The organism is Acinetobacter sp. ACZLY 512, from assembly GCF_023614015.1.
Lineage (GTDB): Bacteria > Pseudomonadota > Gammaproteobacteria > Pseudomonadales > Moraxellaceae > Acinetobacter > Acinetobacter soli.
Genome location: NZ_JAKIVI010000004.1, coordinates 168,787 through 189,425 on the forward strand (window position 1 = coordinate 168,787; position 20,639 = coordinate 189,425).

General features: G+C 42.5%; 17 protein-coding genes. 9 read left to right on the forward strand and 8 right to left on the reverse strand.

What is annotated here, in order from left to right; translation table 11 throughout:
* Window positions 1-30: 30 nt before the first annotated feature.
* The 3 genes from L2096_RS06580 (at window position 31) to L2096_RS06590 (ending at window position 4,310) form a co-directional block, all read left to right on the forward strand.
* Window positions 31-720, forward strand: coding sequence for a PA4824 family protein (locus tag L2096_RS06580; RefSeq protein ID WP_227265297.1), 690 nt, complete (start codon window positions 31-33; stop codon window positions 718-720).
* 97 nt (window positions 721-817) lie between these two features.
* Window positions 818-3,580: a magnesium-translocating P-type ATPase gene (gene mgtA / locus L2096_RS06585; RefSeq protein WP_250365093.1), complete on the forward strand. Its 2,763-nt coding sequence runs from the start codon at window positions 818-820 to the stop codon at window positions 3,578-3,580.
* Window positions 3,581-3,590: 10 nt separating this feature from the next.
* Window positions 3,591-4,310: an MgtC/SapB family protein gene (locus L2096_RS06590; protein WP_004937301.1), complete on the forward strand. Its 720-nt coding sequence runs from the start codon at window positions 3,591-3,593 to the stop codon at window positions 4,308-4,310.
* Between the two features lie 21 nt (window positions 4,311-4,331).
* On the opposite strand, the gene L2096_RS06595 is transcribed toward L2096_RS06590, so the two are convergent.
* From L2096_RS06595 to aceR, 4 genes are all read right to left on the reverse strand, one after another.
* A complete protein-coding gene (locus L2096_RS06595) occupies window positions 4,332-5,513 on the reverse strand; it encodes a benzoate/H(+) symporter BenE family transporter (RefSeq protein WP_212515561.1) in 1,182 nt (393 codons plus the stop codon).
* Window positions 5,514-5,619: 106 nt separating this feature from the next.
* Entirely contained in the window at window positions 5,620-6,270 is a 651-nt protein-coding gene (gene leuE / locus L2096_RS06600; protein ID WP_088458489.1) for a leucine efflux protein LeuE, read from the reverse strand.
* Between the two features lie 72 nt (window positions 6,271-6,342).
* Window positions 6,343-7,332 (reverse strand): transaldolase, encoded by a 990-nt coding sequence (gene tal, locus L2096_RS06605; protein ID WP_004937306.1) that lies wholly within the window; start codon window positions 7,330-7,332, stop codon window positions 6,343-6,345.
* Between the two features lie 74 nt (window positions 7,333-7,406).
* The gene (gene aceR, locus L2096_RS06610) at window positions 7,407-8,300 is read right to left on the reverse strand and encodes an HTH-type transcriptional regulator AceR (protein ID WP_250365094.1); all 894 of its coding nucleotides are present in this window, start codon (window positions 8,298-8,300) and stop codon (window positions 7,407-7,409) included.
* Window positions 8,301-8,387: 87 nt separating this feature from the next.
* On the opposite strand from aceR, the gene aceI reads away from it, so the two are divergent.
* The gene (aceI, locus tag L2096_RS06615) at window positions 8,388-8,816 is read left to right on the forward strand and encodes a chlorhexidine efflux PACE transporter AceI (RefSeq protein WP_004937309.1); all 429 of its coding nucleotides are present in this window, start codon (window positions 8,388-8,390) and stop codon (window positions 8,814-8,816) included.
* A 34-nt stretch (window positions 8,817-8,850) separates the two neighbouring features.
* Here aceI and L2096_RS06620 read toward each other — a convergent pair whose 3' ends face one another.
* A complete protein-coding gene (locus L2096_RS06620; RefSeq protein WP_004937311.1) occupies window positions 8,851-10,410 on the reverse strand; it encodes an acetyl-CoA C-acetyltransferase in 1,560 nt (519 codons plus the stop codon).
* A gap of 240 nt (window positions 10,411-10,650) precedes the next feature.
* Between L2096_RS06620 and L2096_RS06625 the strand changes: the two genes are divergently transcribed.
* The 3 genes from L2096_RS06625 to L2096_RS06635 all read left to right on the forward strand — a co-directional run bounded on the left by L2096_RS06625 (window position 10,651) and on the right by L2096_RS06635 (window position 14,310).
* Window positions 10,651-12,042 carry a 3-oxoacyl-ACP reductase gene (locus L2096_RS06625; RefSeq protein ID WP_004947122.1) on the forward strand — a complete coding sequence of 464 codons (1,392 nt, stop codon included), beginning with the start codon at window positions 10,651-10,653 and terminating at the stop codon, window positions 12,040-12,042.
* Window positions 12,043-12,126: 84 nt separating this feature from the next.
* The gene (locus L2096_RS06630) at window positions 12,127-12,981 is read left to right on the forward strand and encodes a MaoC family dehydratase (RefSeq protein WP_048763094.1); all 855 of its coding nucleotides are present in this window, start codon (window positions 12,127-12,129) and stop codon (window positions 12,979-12,981) included.
* Between the two features lie 66 nt (window positions 12,982-13,047).
* On the forward strand, window positions 13,048-14,310 hold the full coding sequence (locus L2096_RS06635; protein WP_104124303.1) for a serine hydrolase domain-containing protein: 1,263 nt from the start codon (window positions 13,048-13,050) through the stop codon (window positions 14,308-14,310).
* Here the strand turns inward: L2096_RS06635 and L2096_RS06640 are convergent.
* The gene (locus L2096_RS06640) at window positions 14,307-14,903 is read right to left on the reverse strand and encodes a TetR family transcriptional regulator (protein ID WP_250365095.1); all 597 of its coding nucleotides are present in this window, start codon (window positions 14,901-14,903) and stop codon (window positions 14,307-14,309) included. The two genes, L2096_RS06635 and L2096_RS06640, sit on opposite strands and share 4 nt — an antisense overlap.
* Before the next feature lie 116 nt (window positions 14,904-15,019).
* On the opposite strand from L2096_RS06640, the gene L2096_RS06645 reads away from it, so the two are divergent.
* Together L2096_RS06645 and dnaX are read left to right on the forward strand one after the other, a co-directional pair.
* Entirely contained in the window at window positions 15,020-16,522 is a 1,503-nt protein-coding gene (locus tag L2096_RS06645; RefSeq protein WP_250365096.1) for a SmvA family efflux MFS transporter, read from the forward strand.
* Window positions 16,523-16,660: 138 nt separating this feature from the next.
* Complete coding sequence (gene dnaX, locus L2096_RS06650; protein WP_250365097.1) at window positions 16,661-18,829, forward strand: DNA polymerase III subunit gamma/tau; 2,169 nt, start codon at window positions 16,661-16,663, stop codon at window positions 18,827-18,829.
* Window positions 18,830-18,866: 37 nt separating this feature from the next.
* Here dnaX and L2096_RS06655 read toward each other — a convergent pair whose 3' ends face one another.
* Window positions 18,867-19,307: an acyl-CoA thioesterase gene (locus tag L2096_RS06655; protein WP_004937324.1), complete on the reverse strand. Its 441-nt coding sequence runs from the start codon at window positions 19,305-19,307 to the stop codon at window positions 18,867-18,869.
* Complete coding sequence (locus L2096_RS06660; protein ID WP_250365098.1) at window positions 19,304-20,464, reverse strand: iron-containing alcohol dehydrogenase; 1,161 nt, start codon at window positions 20,462-20,464, stop codon at window positions 19,304-19,306. Before L2096_RS06660 ends, L2096_RS06655 begins: the two co-directional genes overlap by 4 nt.
* Window positions 20,465-20,639: the final 175 nt, after the last annotated feature.

The window sequence follows — 20,639 nt, forward strand, 5'->3', positions numbered from 1 at the left end:
CTTAGGCCTCCTGTGATCTGGGAGAAGCCTATGTGGTTACATGCTTCGTTACTAAAACTCTTGAGCATGCAATGCTTATGTGCGTGGTTGTGTATTTTGTTTGTGCAATATGTACACGCAAGCCCGCTTTTAAATACTGATGATCCTGAGATCACAGCGTATGCCCATTGCCAGCTTGAGACTTCTGTTGTGGCCTCTAAGCCATCAGCAACTGTTTCACAGTTCAATACAGCCTGCCAAGTAGTGAAAGGCGTAGAAACATCACTTGGATATGCGAACACCTCTGCCACAGCCAACTCGACAGCATGGTCTGCGCAAATTAAATCGGTATTGGTGCCCATGCAACGCTGGGGGCTTGCCGCAAGCCTTAGCACAACAAAAAATGATTCACCGGTAGGGGACCAACGAGCTTGGTTTCTTAATTTTCCTTCTGCTGTTTCACTCAATGATGGACACATCCATTTGTATAGCAATATTGGCTATCAAAAGGTGCAATCGCATGACGATTTGATGCGTTGGAGCACAGCAATGGATATTGGGCTCACCCAAAATACAGGAATCAGTTTAGAGTTTTTTAATCAAGACCGTCAGGCGCCATTTACTCAAGCTGTTATACATCATGTTTTTTCAGATGTTTTGAGTTTAGAGTTTTCATTTGGCCAGCGCTTACAAGATTTTCGACAGCGATGGTTTGGCTTTGGCCTGAGCTTTACGCCTTAATTTTTATTTTCTTTACATTGTAAACACATCTCTAAACAAACGGCTTTTTTACATAAAAAAGTCACGACTTCGTATGCCTGAAAAAAGGAGATCTTTTATGAAATATGATCTATGGCAACGTCTATTTACTCGATTTTTGCAAACATTTCATCTTAAGCGTTTTTTTGAGCGACATCGTTCTTTTAAAGAAATGCATCAATCAAGTTATGCCAAAGAAATTGGACAGGCTTTATCGCAACAGCTGAAGGCCAATGCTCAAATGGAAATGAGTCAGCTTTTAGAAAAATTACATACAGCGCAAGATGGTTTAACAGAAGCGCACGCGTATCAACAGCAACAGACACATGGTTTGAATGAAGTTGCTCAGGAAAAGCCACTTACTTGGTGGCAGCATGTATGGTATTGCTATCGTAATCCATTTAATGTGCTACTTAGTCTTTTAGCGCTTGTTGCTTTTTTAACTGATGATTTCACTGGTGGATTAATCATCACTATTATGGTGTCACTATCGACCTTATTACGCTACTGGCAGGAATCTAAATCCAACAAGGCTGCTGAGTCGCTTAAAGCAATGGTGACCAATACGGCTATGGTGCTGCGCCATAACGTCAATACTCAAGATCAGATTTTGATCAAGCAACGTTATGGCGTTGAGGTGAAGCAATTAAAAAGTATTCAATTTGAAATACCGATTCAGTATTTGGTGCCTGGCGATATTATTTTACTTTCAGCTGGCGATATGATTCCGGCCGATTGTCGAATTTTGACGGCAAAAGATTTATTTGTTTCGCAAGCAGCCATGACAGGTGAATCGATGCCTGTGGAGAAATATGCAGCTGCACATACATCAGACATAAATTCTCCTTTAGAACTCGACAATTTACTGTTTATGGGCACCAATGTTGTTTCTGGAACAGCGCGTGCAGTGGTGATGAGTACAGGCATTCAAACTTATTTTGGTGCGCTGGCGCACCGCGTGACGGCAACTGATTATGCAGTGACTTCTTTTCAGCTAGGAGTAAATAAAGTCAGTTGGTTACTGATCCGTTTCATGTTGGTAATGGCACCGATTGTTTTGTTTATCAATGGCTTCACCAAAGGGGATTGGGGTGAGGCTGTGCTGTTTGCTTTATCCGTTGCGGTGGGTTTAACGCCTGAAATGCTTCCCATGATTGTGACGTCAACCCTTGCAAAAGGAGCAGTGTTTTTATCGCGTAAAAAAGTGATTGTAAAACGACTAGATGCTATACAAAATTTTGGTGCTATGGATGTGCTGTGTACAGACAAAACAGGCACATTAACGCAAGATAAAATCTTTCTTTCGCATCATGTTGATGTGCTTGGTAAAAAATCGCATTCCGTATTAATGCAGGCATTCTTAAACAGTTATTACCAAACGGGGCTTAAGAACCTGTTGGATGTGGCCGTATTAGAAGCGGTTGATCAGGACATGAAGTTTGAAAAACTACGCTTTAAAAAGCTAGATGAAGTACCTTTCGATTTTGAACGCCGTAGAATGTCTGTTGTTGTGCGTACGCCACAGACCCAAGTGCGTATGGTCAGCAAGGGAGCCGTTGAGGAAATTTTAAAAGTATGTTCGCATGTTGAGCTACAAGGCGAGATTAAACAGCTTAGCCCAGCGTTACGTCATGAGATACAGACCATAACGCAAAACTACAACCGCGAAGGATTGCGTGTTGTAGCAGTTGCATATCGTAATATTGATACGCCTCAAGAAAGTTTTTCTGTGGCAGATGAACGTGATCTGATTCTGATGGGCTATCTTACCTTTTTAGATCCACCGAAAGAGTCAGCTCGACCTGCCATCCAGCAGTTACATGCCCATGGTGTAGCTGTGAAGGTATTAACGGGCGATAACGAGTTCGTCACACAAAAAATATGCCGTGAAATCGGGATTGCCCATGACAAGGTACTCCTCGGTGGCGAAATCGAAATGCTATCCGACGCGCAGCTTAAAGTTGCGGTTGAGCAGCATACTATTTTTGCAAAATTAAGTCCTATTCATAAAGAACGTATTGTCGATCAGCTAAAAGCGAATGGGCATGTGGTCGGATTTTTGGGCGATGGAATCAATGATGCTGCCGCAATACGTGCTGCAGATATTGGCATTTCAGTCGATTCAGCAGTGGATATTGCCAAGGAATCTGCCGATCTGATTTTACTAGAAAAGAGTTTGATGGTGCTTGAAAATGGTGTGCTTGAAGGGCGTCGAACATTTGCCAATATGCTCAAATATATCAAAATGACGGCCAGTTCAAATTTTGGTAATGTTTTTTCGGTATTGGTGGCGAGTGCTTTTATTCCATTTTTACCTATGCTGCCGATTCATCTACTGGTACAAAACTTACTCTACGATGTATCTCAGATTGCTATTCCGTTTGATCATGTGGACGAAGAACAACTAAAAAAACCGCAGCGCTGGCAGCCTTCTGAAGTTGGGCGCTTTATGGTGGTATTTGGTCCGATTAGCTCCATCTTTGATATTCTGACCTTTTGCATGATGTGGTTTATTTTTCATGCCAATACGCCAGCGCAGCAAACCATGTTTCAATCTGGCTGGTTTGTCGTGGGGCTACTCACGCAAACCATGGTTGTGCATATGATTCGAACCAAAAAAATACCGTTTATTCAAAGTTGCGCAGCTCCGCCACTATTGATAATGACGGTAATTATTTGTGCAATTGGCATTTTTTTACCAATGGGACCTCTGGCAAGCTACTTAAAGCTTGAAGCATTGCCTTGGATTTACTTTGTATTTTTGCCTTTTATTTTGTTTGCTTATATGTGTTTGACTCAATTCATCAAACAAATTTATATCCGTCGATATGGCTGGCAATAAGAGAAACAGCATGACTTTACAATTTTTACAAAATACCAGTGTGTCCAATATGGCCGATACCTTAATTAGTCTGGCAGCCGCATTTATTTTGGGTGGATTGATTGGATTCGAGCGACAATACCGACAGCGTACAGCCGGGCTGCGAACCAACGTATTGGTTGCGCTTGGCGCTGCAATTTTTGTCGATATTGCAAATAACCTGTCGGCGTCGGATGGCGCTGTGAGGGTTATTGCTTACGTGGTGTCAGGGATCGGTTTTTTAGGTGCAGGTGTAATTATGCGCCAAGAAGGTAATATTCATGGTCTAAATACAGCGGCTACACTTTGGTGCTCAGCCGCTGTGGGCGCAGCCGCAGGAGCTGATCTGATTGTGGAGGCATTGGTCGCGACAGCATTTATTCTGGCCGCCAACACATTACTGCGACCCTTGGTGAATATGATTGATCGCCAGCCGCTAGATGCAGAATCTGAAGTGACGCATATCATTTACCTAACGTCTAATAAAAGTCATCGTAAATTGGTGATGTATAAATTGACCGAAATCCTGCATCATTTTAATTATCCATTAAAAGACCTAGATGTCGAACCCTTTGGCGAAAATGATATTGAAATTGAAGCGACACTGATTGCGACCTCGATTGATCCAGTTGAAATGAATGAAATCATTAAACAGATCAATCAGGTACCGCAAGTACAACAGGCCTATTGGGATAAAAATACCATGGCATAAGCAGCATACATATGATGAGGTTTAAGATGGACTTTTCTTAAGTTTTAACTTAAAGACGATCATCACGATGATGCCTACAATCAAACCCCAAAAGGCAGAGCCGATACCAAAAAACTGAATTCCCGAGGCGCTGCATAAAAAAGTGAGCAGTGCCGCCTCGCGGTCATTCACATCGTGAAATGCCAGGGCAATGTTGTGACTGATCGTCCCAAACAGTGCAATACCCGCCAATGCAATAATGAATAACGAAGGGAATGACATCAGTAAGCTGGTTAAGGTTGCGGCGAACACGCCCATCAATATATAGAAAAATCCACAGCTAATGCCTGCAATATAGCGCTTGCTTGGATCTGGATGAACTTGATCATCTAGACTTACCGCCGCACTGATGGCGGCAATATTTACAGTGTAGCAACCAAAAGGTGCAAGAATGGCTTGGGTGGCACCGGTCCATCCAATCAGTTGATTAACGTGAGGTGTATAGCCATAGCTTTTGATCATGGCGATACCCGGCAAATATTGCGATGCCACATTAATCACAAAAAGTGGTAAGGCCAAACCCAAAATGGCAGAACCTGTAAAATGTGGTGTGATCCATTCAGGTTTTGCCAAATCCCAATGCAAAACAGGTGGATGGAAAGTCATAAACAAAGGACACAGGAATACACCAACGACCACGGTTATGACGATACAGTAGCGTGGCCAGATACGTTTACTCATAACATAGATTGCGAGCAGACTGATAATAAACTGCCAGTCGTTTTGCATATTGGCAAAGAGTGCAATCCCAAATTTAAGCAACACACCGGCCAGCATGGCGCTGGTGAGGCTTTGTGGAATATGCGCCAGTACTTTCTCAAAGATACCTAAAAAGCCTAATAGTGCAGTTAACACACCGCATAGCAAAAATGCGCCAATCGCTTCATGTAAGGAGTAACCGCTGCCAGTCGCAATGATCAGTGCCAAGCCTGCGGTCGACCATGATGTCGCGACCGGATATTTAAACTTCCAAGATAAAAACAGACCAGAAGCGCCGATTCCAATGCCCAATGCCCAAAACCAGGAGGTAATCTGGCTCGTGGTGGCCCCTAAAATCTGTGCGGCCTGTATCACTAATACCGAGGATACGCTAATCCCGATGAGAAAAGTGACAAATCCTGCAAAAGCAGCCGGAAGAGTAAAATCACGAAGAAATGTACGCATGATTCAATATTTATCATCTGTTTGTGAGTGAAGTGTCTTTCATAGAGACACATTAAGTTTAAAACTCAGTGTAACTATCTCATTGAACAGAAAACAGGTTCAAAGATTACAATGTTGATGTGGCAAGCCTCAGTCCAAAACCAAAAAACAGCACACCTACCAGAGCAATGCAGATAGCGGATGTTTTATGTTTTGATTTAAAAAAATCAGAAAGTCGAACACCTGAAAAAATTAGCGCCGTTAAATAGCCTAAGCTAATGCATTGTAAAATAATTGCAAGAGCAATAAAGCTAATCGCCGGGTAGGGATAATCCGGATCTACAAACTGGATAAAAAAAGACAAAAAGAACAAGATCGCTTTGGGATTGAGCAGACTGATACTCAGCGCAGTTCGATAAGGGTGAATCTGATCGAGTTTTGGTAGGTCAGTCATTTCAGGCACTGAAATATGACGATTTTTATAACGTAGATAGCTGGCTTGAAGCAGCTTAAAGCCTAAGTAGGACAGATATGCTGCGCCTATCACTTTAAGCGTTGTAAAAATCCAGGGAAAAGCATGCATCAACGACGCTGCGCCCAGAACTGTACACAAAATTAAAATTGCATCGCCTGTGACAATACCCATTGCGCCTCGATATCCAGTTTGAATACCGTAACGTGATGCAATGGACATCACATATAAGGAGTTTGGCCCCGGCAAAAGAACAATAAAAAGCGTCCCTATGATATAGGTTGTTAAATCCGTGATCCCCAACACAACACGAAGTCCATAAAAAACCAGTTTTTGTACTATAACAAAAACTGGTCAAATTATGTGAATATTCACCTATTAGGCTTGAATTTCAGCATCGATTCCAAATGATTGACGCAATAGGTGAGTCAACTGTTCACGTGCTTTAATAAAGCCATCGATACCGCCTTGAAGTAACTGAAATGCCATTAAGTCATGTTCAAGTTCTTCTCTAAAGCTTTGTTCGGTTTGTGCAGAGCGTTCGACTGGATCTGCTGCCTGCGCGGCTTCAATTGTGAGTGCTGGCTTAATTTCACGGGTATCCGATTCAAGCTGAGCCAAAAGTGCAGGGGCAATGGTCAGTAAATCACTACCAGCAAGGCCAAGTACCTGATCAGTACTACGGAAGCTCGCGCCCATGACTTGAGTTTTGATACCTTGTTGCTTGTAGTAGTTATAAATTTTCTTAACTGAAAGCACACCCGGATCTTGTTCGATTGGGTAGTGATCGACATTTTCAGCTTTTTTGTACCAGTCTAAAATGCGTCCAACAAAAGGCGAAATGAGCGTTACATTGGCATCTGCACAGGCTTGTGCCTGATGTAAACCAAACAGTAAGGTAAGATTACACGCAATGCCTTCAGCTTCTAAAACTTTGGCTGCCTGAATGCCTTGCCAAGTAGATGCAATCTTGATCAGTACGCGAGACTGATCGATACCATACTGATGGTACAAGGCAGAAAGTTCACGCGCTTTTGCAATTGTTGCTTCGGTATCGTAAGACAACGAAGCATCGACCTCGGTAGAGACACGACCTTCGATAAGTTTTAAAATTTCAACACCAAACTTAACAGTCAAAATATCAATGGTACGTTCAATAAGTTCATCATTTTGATAGCCTTCTTGCTTGGCTTGATCAAACGCGGCTTCAATCAACGCTTTATTGTCAGGAATGCTGGCGGCAGCCGTAATCAGGGAGGGATTTGTGGTTGCATCCAAAGGACGAAATTTTTGAATTGCATCAAGATCACTACTATCAGCAACCACTGTAGTCCATTTTTTTAATTGATCGAGGGCAGATTGTGTCATTGTTTCAAGCGTCTTTATATAAGAATTCGGATGCATTTAGTTATAGCATAATCTTGCGTGAACCCAATGACTATTTAATTTTTTGCTCGTTTTCTCTGCAATTGCAAGTGATCAATCAGATAATGTGCAGCCACGCCAAGACTACTTTCGCGGCTCCAAACCAAATCGATATAATATTCAAATTTAGGCGTGAAATCTAAAATATTTAATATTTTTAATTGATTAGATAACTTTGGATTTTCAATAAACATTTCACTAGGTAATACACCCCAGCCCAGTTCACCTAAAATCATCATACAGGCCGAGTGATGATTATCTGTACGCCAATACTGCTTGGAAAATAACAGTTCGGGTTTGATTTTACTATCACGACTTGCCACCACAATTTGCCGCTGCTGCACCAGATCTTTGAAACTGACCTGATCAAGTTGCGCCAAACAGTGTTCATTTGCAGCGACAGTAACCAGTGCTTCTTTTTTAATTTCTACAAATTGTTCACGATGGTCTAAGTGTTCACGTTCAAACATAAAAGCCAGTTGCGCGCTTTGATCGAGTAGCATGGCCAGAGCATCTTCTTGAGGCGCTGAGATAATATTAATTTGTAAAGTCGGAAATTTTTGTTCAATCAGCCGTATATAGTCGACCCAATGCGTGTGTAATAGTTCAGACACAATCACAATATTCAGTGCCGATTCCAAACCGGTACTTAAGGCAAACGCATGTTGCTTCCATTGATTCATCTCAATTAAGAGCTGTGCTGATTTTTCATATAAAACATGTGCCTGAGGTGTAGGAACTGGTTCGCGTCCTTTGCGTTCAAACAAATTTAAGTTGAGGTCAATTTCCAGATTAGCAATCGACATACTTACCGCGGATGGAACCTTGCCCAATTTTCTGGCTGCTGCTGAAAATGAACCGGTTTCCATAACGCTTTGAAAAATGATGAGTTGTTCTTGATTAATATTCATCTGTCAGAAAAGTTGAAAGAACCTAATTAGATTTATCAGAATTATAAAAATAAAATGCAATCTATCCAAATAAAAGAGTGTTTAGAAATGTTGATTTCCAAAAGAAGACTTGTTCATGCATTTAGCTATGAAGGGATCTTGTTGGTCATCATTGCGATTGCATTAAGCTTTATTTTTGATATGCCGATGGAAGTAACCGGAATGCTCGGTATTTTTATGGCGGTGACGTCGGTCATCTGGAATATGATTTTCAACCATTATTTTGAGAAAGTTGAACATCGGTTACAATGGAAGCGGACAGTTGGTGTGCGTATATTGCATGCGATCGGGTTTGAGGGTGGACTTCTCATTGCTACGATTCCAATGATTGCTTATATGATGCAGTTAAGCCTGCTCGATGCATTTATTTTAGATTTAGGTCTGACCTTGTGTATTTTGGTGTATACCTTTATTTTTCAGTGGTGCTATGACGCGATTGAGAAACGCTTAGGTTATGCACCGCAGCATTCATCGTAAAAAAAAGCGCCTGTTGTAGGCGCTTTTTTTATGCTTATTTTTCTACGATCGCGACAACGCCTTGACCGCCTGCGGCACAAATCGACACTAGAATTTTGCCAGAACCTTTCTGATTCAAGATTTTCGCTGCAGTCGCCAAGATGCGTCCACCCGTTGCGGCAAATGGATGTCCAGCAGCCAATGAAGAACCATGAATGTTCAGTTTGCTACGGTCAATCGAGCCTAAAGGAGCATCAAGACCTAAACGTTCTTTACAGAATTTTGGATCTTCCCATGCTTTAAGGGTCGAAAGCACTTGAGATGCAAAGGCTTCATGAATCTCGTAGTAATCAAAATCTTGTAATTTCAGACCAGCGCGTTCAAGCATACGAGGAACAGCATAAGCCGGTGCCATGAGTAAGCCTTCTTTTTTACCCACAAAATCAACGGCCGCAGTTTCTGAAAAGCTTAAATAAGCCAGTACTTCATGACCGTTGGCTTTTGCCCATTCTTCGGATGCCAGCAAAACTACAGATGCACCGTCTGTGAGTGGCGTCGAGTTACCCGCAGTCATGGTGGCGGTTTCGCCCTTGCCAAATACAGGTTTAAGTTTGGCCAGTTTTTCTACTGATGAATCTGGGCGTAAGTTATTGTCACGCGTTAAACCCATAAACGGTGTGATCAGATCGTCAAAGAAACCAGCATCGTAGGCTTTGGCCATTTTATGATGTGAAGAGGCGGCAAGTTCATCTTGAGCCTGGCGTTCGATGCCCCATTCAAGTGCGGTAATGGCCGCATGATCTCCCATGGATAGCCCAGTGCGAGGCTCACCGTTTTTAGGAGCATCCATCAAGTCTTTAATGTTGATTTTAGCCAATGCCTTTAAACGATCTTTCGCTGTTTTGGCAATGTTGAGCTCAAGTAAAGCCTTACGTAAGCCATCACCAAATGCAATCGGTGCATCGGATGTGGTATCTACACCGCCCGCAATACCGACCTCAATCTGACCTAACGCGATTTTATTTGCCACAGCAAAAGCTGCCTGCAAGCCAGTGCCACAAGCCTGTTGTAAATCGTAAGCTGGTGTTTCAGGAGCCAATTGAGTATTAAGTACGCATTCACGGGTCATATTAAAGTCACGGCTATGCTTTAAAACAGCGCCTGCAACCACTTCGCCCACACGTGTGCCTTGAAGCTTATAGCGTTCAACTAAACCATTGAGTGCAGCAGTCAGCATGTCAATGTTGGACGCTTTAAAATACGCACCGTTAGAACGTGCAAATGGAATACGATTACCACCAATAATGGCGACACGACGGATAGAAGTTTGGCTCATGATGCGATCCTGTTGAGCAGACGTTTTTTTAGATGTTGAAGTATTTGCAGAAGATTTGGCTTGTGTACCTGCCGAAGCGGTTTTAGCACGTGAACTGGCACGCTTTGGCTTTGCTGTCGCTTCAGTACTTTTTTTAGCTGTCGACGAGTCAGCCGCAGATGAGGTTCGACTGGTACGACGTGTTTGCGAGGTGCTTCGCGCTTTCGGTTTTGATGTATTTGACACATCATCCTGAGTAGAGTTTTCGACTGCCGATTTTTCTGGAGTTGTTTTACTCATAAGGCTTTTCCAAGCATGATTATGATGTTATTGACGGTACATTAACATAATTAAAATAGACCTGTATTGACTAGAATGACATTGTAGATTGTATTCGGGTCAACACATATCAAGATTAACTCAAGTATTATTTTATTCAAATCCACAATGCGATCGAGCTAACACCTTTACAACACAATGATGTGGAACGCGTAGCTTGTGAACATGTTTAAAAATTAATTTGCATGAGAGATTATTAAGATGATTGATCAATACCAAGCATTTACTCAATCGCCAATCGGTAAATTCGTTGTGAAGAATCTCGGCTTGCCATCGCCCGTGGTATTGGATCGTTTCGAGCAAGGTCAGCCAGTGATTCGTGGTGCTGTATTGGTTGGTGCAGCACCTGAAGGTGTTTTATCTTCTGCTATAGCCAATGTGCTCAGTACCATTCATGCAGACAGTTATGCAGGCAACAATACCGATATTCAGCAGGCTGCTGCACAAGTGGGCTTAAACTTACGTGCTTTTAATTCTGGAGATAAAGAATCTCGATTTAAAGCCGTTATTTTTGATGCATCAGGAATTCAAAATTCAGAACAATTAAACGAGTTACATAAATTTTTTAATCCGATTGCTCGTCAAATCGAAGGTTCAGGTCGTGTGATTGTCGTGGCTACCACACCGGAGTCTGCCAAAACGGTGAAACAGGCGATTGCGCAGCGAGCTCTTGAAGGCTTTGTAAAATCTGTAGGAAAAGAGTTTAAAAAAGGAATCACTGCGCAACTGGTTTATGTCGATGAAGGCGCAGCCAACAATCTTGAGTCTACATTACGTTTCTTACTTTCGCCGCGATCTGCTTATGTATCTGGTCAGGTGATTCGTATTTCTAAAGCAGAAGTGGTAAAAGTTGACTGGAACAAGCCACTTGCAGGTAAAACTGCTTTGGTGACGGGAGCAAGCCGTGGGATTGGTGAAGCGATTGCCCATATTTTGGCACGTGATGGTGCGCATGTCATTTGCCTTGATGTGCCACAGCAACAAGCTGATTTAGACCGAGTTGCTGCCGATATCTCTGGTTCTGCTCTCGGGCTTGATATTACGGCAGCCGATGCAGGCGAAAAAATAAAAGCGGCTGCACAAAAAAATGGCGGCCTTGATATTATTGTGCACAATGCAGGTATTACTCGCGACAAAACGCTGGCCAACATGAAACCAGAACTTTGGGACTTGGTAATCAATATTAATCTGAGCGCAGCAGAGCGAATCAACGACTATTTACTCGAAAATGATGGCTTGAATGCAAATGGTCGAATTGTCTGTGTTTCTTCAATCAGCGGGATAGCGGGTAACTTGGGTCAGACCAATTACGCAGCGTCTAAGGCTGGCGTGATTGGTTTGGTTAAATTTACTGCACCAATTTTGAAAAATGGAATCACCATCAATGCAGTGGCGCCAGGATTTATCGAAACACAAATGACAGCCGCCATTCCGTTTGCTATCCGTGAGGCTGGGCGCCGTATGAACTCGATGAATCAGGGGGGCTTACCTGTTGATGTTGCCGAGACAATCGCATGGTTTGCATCAAGTGCATCCACTGGTCTGAATGGAAATGTAGTTCGGGTTTGTGGTCAGAGTCTGCTCGGTGCATAATGAGGGGTAAAGAGGGATGTAAGAACATCCCTTTTTCATAAACACAGACTTAAAAACAAATACATTTTAATGAAAAGGTTCGTTATGAATACGCGTCATTTTAGTCAACTGCCGAAAGCCTATTTGGCTTATCCGAAAGTCATACAAGGTTTGGTATTTAAAAAACCCAAAGGCGAGCGTGTATTGCCTAAAGTGGAATATGTTGTCGACTCCTTTCGAATCGATCAAGATCATTTAAATGATTACAATCAAGTCTGTGGATTTAAAAGCGACGATACAATTCCAGCAATCTATTTGGCTGTGTTGTCACAAAGTTTGCAAATGCACATGATGACGACAGAAAACTTTCCTTTTGCGATTCTGGGTTTGGTGCATATTCGTAATCAGATCAAGCAAACTCGTCCAATTGGCGTTAATGAAGCACTGAGTCTTTCATGTCGATTTGGCGATATTCAGCCACATGATAAAGGCCTGCAATTTGATTTTATCACCACAGTGAAGGTGGGAGCAGAGACGGTGATGGAAGGAATCACGACTTATCTTTCTCGCCAAAAAACATCAAGTAGTACAGCCGAAAAAACCAAAGAAGCTCAAGTACCTGACTATCATGTTCAAGATGTCTGGACGGTTGCTGAAAACACAGGACGCCGCTATGCCAAAATCTCGGGTGATTATAATCTGATCCATATTCATGCGATGACAGCAAAGGCATTTGGCTTTAAGCAAGCAATTGCTCACGGCATGTGGAGCAAAGCACGTGCTTTGGCCAGTATTGATTTACCTTCGGCCTATGAAGCAGATGTTTGGTTTAAGTTGCCGCTATTTTTGCCATCGACCGTTGAGTTTTTAACGGCATCAAATCCTTCTGAAACCGATTTCTTGATTCGAAATCAGCGTTCTCAAAAGCCACATGTTTCAGGCCAAGTGAAAAGCCTTTAAACAATTCTTCCCGGTACATATCGTGATGTGTCGGGAATGTAACAATAATAAAAATAGGGACATACAGTGAATACACTAACTCAATATTTCTCAGCCGATACTCAAAATTATCACGGTATTTTAGATGAGCGATTCCATGATCTGGCAGTGCATTTTAGTCGGTTACAAGATGCCCGAACTGATCAAGGGGGAGCGGCACTCGCCGTGTATTTCGGAACACAAAAAGTTGTCGATATTTTAACGGGTAAAAAATCTCGTGATGAGTTGTGGGATGCCAATACGCTTTCTGTCAGTTACTCAACTGGTAAAGGCGTACTTGCAACATTGGCACATATCCTCGTGAGTGAGGGTTATTTGGAATATGACCGACCTATTGCCTATTACTGGCCTGAATTTGCTCAGCAGAACAAGCAAAAGATTAGCTTAAGGGATGTTCTGAGTCATCAAAGCGGTTTATACGATATTCGAAATATAATCCAAGATGCCAGTGAAATGCTGGACTGGCCGCATATGCTAGAAGTCTTTGAAAGCACAGCACCTCGATTTACAGCGACCCATGCTCAAGCTTATCAGGCATTAACATTTGGTTGGCTGGTAGGCGGGGTGCTAGAAAAGGCAACAGGGGCAACACTTCCAGACTTGATGCAAAAATATCTAGTCGAGCCGTTGAAATTAGATGGTGCTTATTTTGGCGTACCAGTTTCTGAACTTTCGCGTGTGGCACGACTCATTGCGCCAGTAAAGTCTGTAGAAAAAGTCGGAACGCCAGTACACAAAACATCTCACCAGCAAAAGAAAACGAGTGTAATGGATAAATTGGTGACATGGACAGGCCAAAACCCGCAAGATTTTCAAGATGCCATGATGCCTAAAGGAATGCGTCATTTCAGTTTTTTTAGTGATGAAGGTTTACAAGCCGTTATTCCGGCTGCTAATGGTGCTTTTACTGCAAATAGCCTAAGTAAGATTTATGCAATGCTGGCTAATCAAGGCTGTTTTGAAGATAAAACACTGATCAAGCCTGCGGTTTTTAAACAGCTCAGCACAATTCAAAGTTTTTCTAGAGACAAGGTCATGCCAATACCAATGCATTGGCGATTAGGTTACCACCGCGTAATTACACTGGGGAAGCGAGCCAAACATGGATTTGGACACATTGGCTATAACGGTTCTGGTGCATGGTGTGATCCAGAACGCAATCTCAGTTTCGCATATGTTCATAATTTCAAAATCGGATCAATTACAGGGGATTATCGCTTGTGGAGTTTGACTCAAGAAACCTTACGCTGTGCAGATTTATTTTTAAAGGGTAAAAAAGGCTGGTTTTAATGTTTTGAAGCCAGTAACTCATAGTCCAGCATAATCTGTACATGATGTTTAAAGGAGCTTTCTTCAAAACCTTGCAAGCCAATTTTAAATATACCGTCTAGCCCACAAACAAATGCAATCAGACGCCATGCCACTTCATGAATTTGAGGCATGGTTAAATCTTTGAATTGTTTAATCATAACACCTGTTTGAATTTCTTTTATCAGTGCTGCATGCCAGTGCTGCATGGTCAGTTGATAGGCCAGGCGGATCTGTTCATCTTGTTGCATCAATACTTCAGCTTCGTTCCACAATCTGAGATATGCCTGAGTCTGTTCAGTATCTTCATAACCTAAGATCAAGCGAATCCGTACCATTTGATTACTTGTTTCGATGCCATCTTCAATTTCATTGAGCTGATCCATCAGTTCGACAAAAACCTCGGCTTTTAAGTGAGAGCTAGACTGAAAATGATGATGAACTTGACCTGTAGAAACCTGCGCCTCAGCAGCCACGCGTCGAACCGTTAATCCACTTAGTCCATCTTGAAGGGCAACCTGTTTGGCGGCACTTAAAATCATGGCGCGTCTTTCTTCTCGATTTAAATAATTCATGTCATCCATAGTGGTGAAACATACAAGTCTTATCATAAATAAAGTTGGACATATGTTCAAGTTTGAATATAATAAGATCAACTTGAACAAGTGTCCAACTTTAATTTGGGTGTGTTATGTACCGCAAATGGATGATCTTGGCGATCATCGTCCTTATTTATTTACCAGTATCGATTGATGCAACAGTATTGCATGTCGCTATTCCAACGCTTAGTGCAGATTTGGCGCTCACGAGCACGCAAATGCTGTGGGTGATTGATATTTATTCACTCATTATGGCAGGTTTAATTTTACCAATGGGGGCGTTAGGCGATCGAATTGGATTTAAGCGCCTCATGCTGGTCGGGGCTTCCATTTTTGGTCTTGCATCTTTACTGGCTGCTTTTGCAAATTCTGCAGCATTGCTAATAGTAGCACGGGCGCTTTTGGGCTTAGGTGCAGCTATGATTTTACCTGCCACGCTCTCAGGATTAAGAACCACATTTCTAGATGAAAAACAGCGTAATTATGCGCTAGGTATCTGGGGAACAGTCGGAGGAGGAGGTGCTGCATTTGGACCATTGCTCGGCGGCTTTATACTGGAGCATTTCTCTTGGGGTGCAGTATTTTTAATCAACGTTCCAATTATTATTACAGTGATTCTACTCACGGCTTTTTGGGTGCCTAAACAGCACATACAACACAAACAAGCCCTGAATCTATTTCAGGCGTTGATCTTGGTGGTGGCTATTTTGACATTAATCTATGCCGCCAAAACCGCGATGCATGCACCAAGCATGACAATTTTTATGGTCATGCTTGCAGGTTTTGTACTCCTTACTGGCTTTATTCGTCATCAACTAAAAACGCCAGCGCCGATGATTGATGTACACTTATTTAAGCATCCGGTGATTTCAACCAGTGTTATTATGGCGATGGTGGCCATGATTGCGTTAGTCGGATTTGAACTACTGCTTTCGCAAGAGTTGCAATTTGTGTATGGCTATTCACCCCTTGAGGCCGGTTTGTTTATTGTACCGTTTATGGTGGCAATTAGTGTGGGTGGGCCTTTTGCCAGTGTTTTGATGAACCGTTATGGTTTAAGGCCAGTGGCAACACTCGGAATGCTGTCATGTGGGTTTAGTTTTTTTGGTCTGGCTTCAATCAACTTTGATACACAACATATGCAAGCTTGGGCTTGGATGGTGATAATGGGAATTAGCGTTGAAATTGCACTACTTTCTTCTACGGCAGCAATTATGTCTTCTGTCCCACCTCATAAAGCCACTGCGGCGGGTGCAATTGAGGGTATGGCCTACGAGTTAGGAGCCGGATTAGGCATTGCAATTTTTGGCCTTATGCTGTCATTTTTCTACACGCGTGCAATCGTTTTACCAGAAAATCTGCCTATACAGTGGGTAGAAACAGCGTCAGCTTCGGTTGGAGAGGCAGTTCAAGCAGTAAAGATGCTCGAACCTACTTTGGCACATGATGTAATGGCTGCGGCTGCAAATGCATTTACTGCATCGCATAGTATTGTGCTGAGTATTGCAGGAGTGATGTTCGTGATTTTATCTGTTTTTGTATGGATAACCTTGCCCAAAACAGCAACTGTAGTACCACACAAAATATCAGAGTAAATTCTCTGCTGCCCATAAGCGTCTTTAAATACGCCGAGCAACTGCTGCACTTTAAAGCAACTCTGAACGGATATTGTGCTTATTCATTCACTAACGTTCAAAAAAACAGTATGCTTATGGGCAAACCAAGGAGCATCCATGTATCAAGTACTGGCCAGAAAATATCGTCCACGAAACTTTATCGAACTCGTGGGTCAAAATCATGTGTCTCGTGCGCTTACGAGTGCGCTTGAACGTGGCCGCTTGCATCATGCCTACTTATTTACCGGAACACGTGGCGTAGGTAAAACTACAATTGCCCGTATTCTGGCGAAGTGTTTAAACTGTGAAACCGGTATTACCTCTACACCATGTGAAGTTTGTACGACCTGTAAGGCTGTAAATGAAGGCCGGTTTATTGATTTGATCGAGATTGATGCTGCTTCTCGAACCAAAGTAGAAGACACTCGAGAGCTGCTGGATAATGTTCCGTACGCACCGACTCAAGGGCGCTTTAAGGTGTACTTGATTGATGAAGTGCATATGTTATCGACGCATTCATTTAATGCCCTGCTCAAAACACTTGAAGAGCCACCTGAACACGTCAAATTCTTATTTGCCACCACCGATCCGCAAAAGCTTCCGATCACGGTGATTTCAAGATGCTTACAATTTACTTTGCGCCCGCTGGCAGTCGATGAGATTACATCGCATTTGACCGAAATTTTAACCAAAGAAGATATTTCAGCCGAAAAAGACGCTATTTGGCAAATCGCTGAATCGGCGCAAGGTTCTTTACGTGATGCTTTGTCACTGACCGATCAGGCGATTGCCTACGGTCAGGGTGAAATTCAGCAACGAGATGTTAAAGAAATGCTAGGGTTGATTGATCGTACTATTATTTATGATCTGATTCTGGCAATCCATCAAAATGCCCCGCAGCGCGTCAGTCAATTATTAATGCAATTTCGACAACAAGCGCTCGATGTATCGCTGGTGCTAGATCAATTGATTTCGACATTACACGAGCTGGCATTGCTTCAGTATTTGCCTGAGCTAAGCTTAAAATATAGCGACGAAATTAATCAAAAAATACTTGCACTGTCGAAAACTGTATCTGCACAAGATTTGCAGCTGTATTACCAAATCGCCTGTAAAGGACGTGCCGAACTTCAGCTCGCGGTGACTCAGGAGCAGGGTTTCGAGATGTGTGTACTACGCCTGTTGGCGTTTCGCCCATTGGCCCTCGATGAAATTGTGGTGCACGAATCTGCACCTACCACTCTGGAGCATTCTACACACAGTACGACCACTGTTTCAGTTGAATCAGCTGAAACGGATGAACCAAATGTTCATACACATACCCCCTTAGAATCTAAGCAATCTATACAAGAAATAGAAGCAGTTGATGAAAGTCATGAACAGCGCTTAACTGAAGCGCCGTCAGCTCAAGCAGAGCCAACACCAATACCAGAGCATTTCGAAGAATCAGCGCTCGACGTTGAGTCGGATGACGTGGTGCTCAATCATACAGTTTCTGAGCAAGCTCTTATAACTGAACCTGAAAATTCAGATGTTTTGGTTTTTGATATTGAAACAGATGGATTAATCGGTCTAGAACCTAGCACAGTTGAGCCCGCACTGAGCGTACAAGATATGTCGCTTTTTCCAGTGGAAACCGAGCTTCAGCCAGAGGAAAATCTCGAACAACCAAAATTACAAACCTTAACTGATGTAGCGTCCGATGTACCTACTGATTTATTTGGTCAGCCTATTGAAGACACTTCTGCGCTTGCTGTTGAAGAGTCAAATCTAAGCAACATTGAGCCAGTGCTAGAAAATGAACCTCTTCAAGCCCATGGAATTAACGCGGATGTGAGTAGCGAAGCGCTTGAGCCTAATAACCTAATGCCTCAAGACATTTTGAAACTTCAAGAACAGGTACTTGAAGGTGAGTGGACACTTGAAAAATGGGAGTTTTGGTTTAGAGGCAGTCAACTTTCACCTGCAGTGCAAGAGCTCGCTCAATATGGATTAATGACTGGGCAAATTGATGGCACCAGTATTTTTATTATTCCTCAGCAATATGAAGGGATGTTGTCTCAGTTACAACATGCGCTTGAATCTGAGTTGATCACTCGTTGGCCAAACACACAGTTTAAAGTGCAATATGGTGAAGTGGCCTCAATTACGCCGTTTATTAAACAGTCAGAGCGTAAAGAAAAAGCTTTCCAACGTGCGGTAACCTTGATGAGTGAAAACAAGGTGGTGAAATCACTACTAGATACTTTCGATGCCGAATTGCAGAACGTTAATCTTAAGCTATAAAAAGGGGTAAACATTTATGTTGGTGCCCATTTTTCATTTAGCTTTGATTTAACTGATAGGCTGTAAGCGCCTCACGCATCGCATCGGGAATTGTGGTACTTTTTCGTGTTTCTCGATCAACAAAAACATGGACAAAGTGTCCCTGTGCACAAGGTTCAAGCTGGTGTTGCTTAAATATTGCGAGTTCATAGCGTAAGGAGCTTTGCCCAATTTTTGAAATTGCAACACCCACTTCAATGGTATCTGGAAAGGTGAGTTCCTTAAAAAAACTGCATGCCGAGTCGACGACTAGTCCGATGATCGGTGACTGACGAATATCAAAGCCTGCATGTTGAATCAAAAGTGAGTTAGCGGCTGTATCAAAATAACTATAATAAGTCACGTTGTTTACATGACCATAAATATCGTTATCTGCCCAGCGTGTCTGGATATTTAAAAAATAATGAAACTGGTCACGGCGTTTGGGTATTGGTTTCATGCGTAAATTGCCTCATAAATCTGATACGCAGCCTGATGTGTCATTTCGCGTGGGTTATTTTGTAATAGACGGGTTTGCAATAATGCATCTTGCGCCAGTGTTTCAAGGCTAGAGTGCGGTACATTGAGTTGGCTCAGTTTTAAAGTCAGCCCACTATGATCAAGATGATTTTGCATATGGTCGATGAACAAATCGCACAAGCCGTCTGCACAGCCATTACTTTTAGGGTCGAGCCATTGCATTAATTCTGCATATAACTGTTTAGCATGTGGCGCGTTGTATTTTAAAACTTCGACCAATACCAACGCATTGGTATGTCCGTGAGACAAATGAAAATGACCACCCAATGGATAAGCCAGCGCATGTACAGCCCCTACAGGTGCATTTGCAAATGCTTGACCTGCAAGCATTGAGCCAAGCAACATGTTTTGACGTGCATCCATGTCATGTCCATTACTCAGAACTTTAGGCAGATTATCATTAAGTAAACGCAGTGCATGTTTTGCCAGCATATCGGCATAAACATTTTTTTTCAGTTTACTGCTATAAGCTTCAATCGCATGCACCATGGCATCAATTCCGGTGGCCGCGGTGATGTGTGCTGGTAAATCACGGGTAAAGTTCGCATCTAATATCGCAACATCGGCATACAAAACTGGTGATACAATTCCGGTTTTAGTTGTTTCACCTGTCGTGATGATCGAAATCGGTGTGACTTCGGAGCCGGTTCCTGCCGTAGTCGGAATCAAGATCAGCGGTAATCGGGGGCCTTTGGCATTATTTACGCCATACATGTCGCTTAACTGTTGTGTTTGATCAGGATGGGCAAGTAACGCAATCACTTTTGCGACATCCATTGAGCTACCACCGCCAAAACCTAAAACAGCATCAACTTTCTCTTGTTTCGCAAAGGCAGCCGCATTTAAAACAATCTCTTCTGGTGGGTCGGCTTGAATATCTGAATAAATAACATAATCAATCTGAGCTGCGTCTAAACACTCAATCACAGGTAAGTGATACTGATGGGCAATCATTCCTTGATCCGTCACCAGCAAAACTTTTTGATGGTTTCGATCAATCAAAATAGTTTTAAGCTCAGCAATTGATCCTAATCCTGAAATGATGCTTGATGCGCTCTGAAACTGAAAATATCCCATCGTTCCGTCCTTATTTAATTTGCTTGTCAATTACAAATCATTGTTTTATTGAGTTAATCCATCATTTTATTGTGAAGCCGAATCAAAAGAATGCTTTTTGATCGACAAATCATTTGATCACGAAACTCTTAAGAGATTCTATAGGATTCGTGAATTAAATCACTTAACATAACAG